The organism is Klebsiella sp. 2019SCSN059 (genome assembly GCF_021739525.1).
GTDB classification, from domain to species: Bacteria; Pseudomonadota; Gammaproteobacteria; order Enterobacterales; family Enterobacteriaceae; genus Klebsiella; species Klebsiella quasipneumoniae.
On record NZ_JAKKOM010000118.1, the window covers coordinates 1 to 1,091 of the forward strand.

At 68.7% G+C, this 1,091-nt stretch carries 2 protein-coding genes; both read left to right on the forward strand.

Features of this window, described 5'->3' with window-relative positions:
- A partial coding sequence (locus L2I46_RS29160) for a biotin/lipoyl-containing protein (protein ID WP_236948416.1) occupies positions 1-453 on the forward strand: 453 nt, incomplete at its 5' end.
- A gap of 15 nt (positions 454-468) precedes the next feature.
- Positions 469-1,091: sodium ion-translocating decarboxylase subunit beta (locus L2I46_RS29165; RefSeq protein ID WP_236948417.1), on the forward strand; the 623-nt coding region annotated here is incomplete at its 3' end.

Genomic DNA, 1,091 nt, shown 5'->3' on the forward strand with positions numbered 1-1,091 from the left:
CAGCCCGGCCTGAAGTTCCTCGAAAACCGCCATAACCCGGCAGCCTTTGAACCGGTGCCGCAGGTGGAAGCCGCGCAGCCTGCTCCTGCCCCGGTAAAAGCTGCCGCCTCCGGCGTCTACACCGTGGAAGTGGAAGGCAAAGCCTTTGTGGTGAAGGTCAGCGACGGCGGCGACGTCAGCCAGCTGACGGCAGCGGCTCCCGTGCAGGCCGCTGCGCCTGCCGCCGCCCCGGCCGGCGCCGGCACCCCGGTCACCGCGCCGCTGGCGGGCACTATCTGGAAGGTCATTGCCGCGGAAGGCCAGACGGTGGCCGAAGGCGAGGTGCTGCTGATTCTGGAAGCCATGAAGATGGAGACCGAAATCCGCGCCGCGCAGGCCGGCACCGTCCGCGGTATCGCGGTGAAAGCCGGCGATGCGGTGGCGGTCGGCGACACCCTGCTGCAGCTGGCGTAACGACGAGGAGCGGAAATGGAAAGTCTGAACGCCCTGATTCAGGGGATGGGGCTGATGCACCTGGGGTTCGGCCAGGCGGTGATGCTGCTGGTCAGCCTGCTGCTGCTCTGGCTGGCGATTGCGAAGAAGTTCGAGCCGCTGCTGCTGCTGCCGATTGGCTTCGGCGGCCTGCTGTCGAACATCCCGGAGGCCGGCCTGGCGCTGAGCGCCCTGGAGAGCCTGCTGGCCCACCACGACCCGGCGCAGCTGGCGGTGATTGCCGCGAAGCTCCACTGCGCGCCGGACGTCCACGCCATTAAGGAGGCGCTGGCCCTGGCCCTGCCGTCGGTGCAGGGGCAGATGGAGAGCCTGGCGGTGGACATGGGCTACTCCGCCGGGGTGCTGGCCATCTTCTATAAGGTGGCGATTGGCTCGGGCATCGCGCCGCTGGTGATTTTTATGGGCGTCGGGGCGATGACCGACTTCGGCCCGCTGCTGGCCAACCCGCGCACCCTGCTGCTGGGGGCGGCGGCGCAGTTCGGTATCTTCGCCACCGTCCTCGGGGCGCTGACGCTCAACTACTTCGGCCTGATTTCGTTCACCCTGCCGCAGGCGGCGGCCATCGGCATCATCGGCGGCGCCGACGGCCCGACGGCGAT